Here is a 1,532-nt window from a genome sequence, read left to right as displayed (position 1 = left end):
GGCGGCCCGCCCGCGTTCGGCGTGCGCGTCGTCGTCGAGGCCAACCTTGCCTGGACGGTGATCAGCGCGCTCGCCCTGTTCGTCTGGCTGGAACCCAGCACCGCGGGCATGACGTACGGGCTGTTGCAGGCCGTGGTCGTCGCCGGGTTCGCCGCCGCGCAGCACGTGCTCCTGCGCGCGGTGAGGGTTCAACTCACTTCGGACTGAAAATACTTGACCGTCGCCGGGTCGGCCGGCAGGAGCGTCTCGATGGCCAGCTCGGCGACCGTCACGTCCATCGGCGTGTTGAACGTCGCGATCGACGACACGAACGACAGCACGTGCCCGTCGTGCTCGATCACCATCGGCAGCGCGAAGTACGGCACGGCCTCGGCCGGTTCGGCCCGCGCCGCGTCCTCGGGGACCGGGTACGCGGCGACCTCCTCGTACAGCTCCCGCAGCGCCTGCGAACGCGCGAGCCCGATCTGCCGCTCCATCTGCGCCAGCAGGTGCCCGCGCCACTCCCGCAGATTGCGGATGCGCGGCGCGAGACCGCGCGGGTGCAGCGTGAGCCGCATCGCGTTCAGCGGCTGCTGCGCGAGCAGGTCCTCGGGCAGCGAGTCCATCAGCGCCGCGAGGCCGCGGTTCACCGCGACCACGTCGTACGTCGCGTCGACGACCAGCGCCGGATACGGCTCGTACCCGCGCAGCAGCCGCTCCAGCCCCTCGCGCAGCGAGCCCAGCGCCGGATCGTCGAGCGCCGTCTGCGTGAACCGGGGTGCGTAACCCGCCGCCAGCAACAGGGCGTTGCGCTCGCGCACGGGTACGTCGAGGTGCTCGGCGAGCCGCAGGACGAGCTCCTCGCTGGGGCGCGAACGGCCCGTCTCCACGAAGCTGATGTGCCGCGCCGAGGAGTCCGCGCGCAGCGCCAGCTCCAGCTGGCTGACCCGCCGCTGCTCCCGCCAGCCACGCAGCAGACGGCCCACTTCCGAAGTGTTCTTGCGCGCCGCAGGTGTCATGGGGAGACCGTAACGCGACGGCGGTGGCACGCTGGAGGCATGCCTACACAACCGCTCTCGCAAAAGGAGATCGAGGACCGCCTCGCCGAACTCCCCGGCTGGTCACTCGACGGCGACCGGATCACCCGCACCTACCGGCTGGCCACGCACTTCGCGGCGGCCGCCCTCGTCGTGCACGTCGCCCAGGCCCAGGAGGAGCTGAACCACCACTCCGACCTCACCCTCGGCTACAACACGGTCGCCCTGGCGGTGCACACGCACGACGCGGGCGGCGCCGTGACGGCCAAGGACTTCGAACTCGCCCACCGCGTGGAGGAGTTGGCTCCCGCCCACGGCGCGTCCTGACCCGGTCGTAGGGTGGGGCCTTGCTCGACTACGACCTGGAAGCCGTCCGCTACGACGCGACCCGCGGCGGGGAACCCCGCGCGCGGGCCGCGGCCGACGCGCTCCTCCCCCTCGTCCCGGGCACCGCACGCACCCTGCTCGACCTGGCCTGCGGCACCGGCATCGTGACGCGCCGCCTGACCCGCCCGG

2 protein-coding genes and 2 pseudogenes are annotated in these 1,532 nt (G+C 72.4%); 3 read left to right on the top strand and 1 reads right to left on the bottom strand.

Annotated elements, in window-relative coordinates:
• Nucleotides 1–207: pseudogene (locus tag G3I40_RS10830) on the top strand (hypothetical protein); the annotation flags it as partial.
• On the opposite strand, the gene G3I40_RS10825 reads toward G3I40_RS10830, so the two are convergent.
• The gene (locus tag G3I40_RS10825; RefSeq protein ID WP_164301948.1) at nucleotides 189–998 is read right to left on the bottom strand and encodes a helix-turn-helix transcriptional regulator; all 810 of its coding nucleotides are present in this window, start codon (nucleotides 996–998) and stop codon (nucleotides 189–191) included. The pseudogene G3I40_RS10830 and the gene G3I40_RS10825 overlap by 19 nt on opposite strands.
• Nucleotides 999–1,037: 39 nt before the next feature.
• Here G3I40_RS10825 and G3I40_RS10820 point away from each other — a divergent pair, with 39 nt between their 5' ends.
• Nucleotides 1,038–1,343, top strand: a complete 306-nt coding sequence (locus G3I40_RS10820) for a 4a-hydroxytetrahydrobiopterin dehydratase (protein ID WP_164301947.1) — start codon at nucleotides 1,038–1,040, stop codon at nucleotides 1,341–1,343.
• Nucleotides 1,344–1,363: 20 nt separating this feature from the next.
• Nucleotides 1,364–1,532, top strand: a pseudogene (locus G3I40_RS47020) (SAM-dependent methyltransferase); the annotation flags it as partial.

It is taken from the genome of Streptomyces sp. SID14478 (genome assembly GCF_010548525.1).
GTDB lineage: Bacteria > Actinomycetota > Actinomycetes > Streptomycetales > Streptomycetaceae > Streptomyces.
Note: the sequence above shows the minus strand (reverse complement) of the source record. Positions and strands in the feature narration are given on the sequence as shown.

What these genes read in the sequence shown, in the direction of transcription:
- G3I40_RS10820 (WP_164301947.1), top strand. Translation starts at nt 1,038, where the DNA reads ATGCCTACACAACCGCTCTCGCAAAAGGAGATCGAGGACCGCCTCGCC.
- G3I40_RS10825 (WP_164301948.1), bottom strand. Translation starts at nt 998, where the DNA reads ATGACACCTGCGGCGCGCAAGAACACTTCGGAAGTGGGCCGTCTGCTG.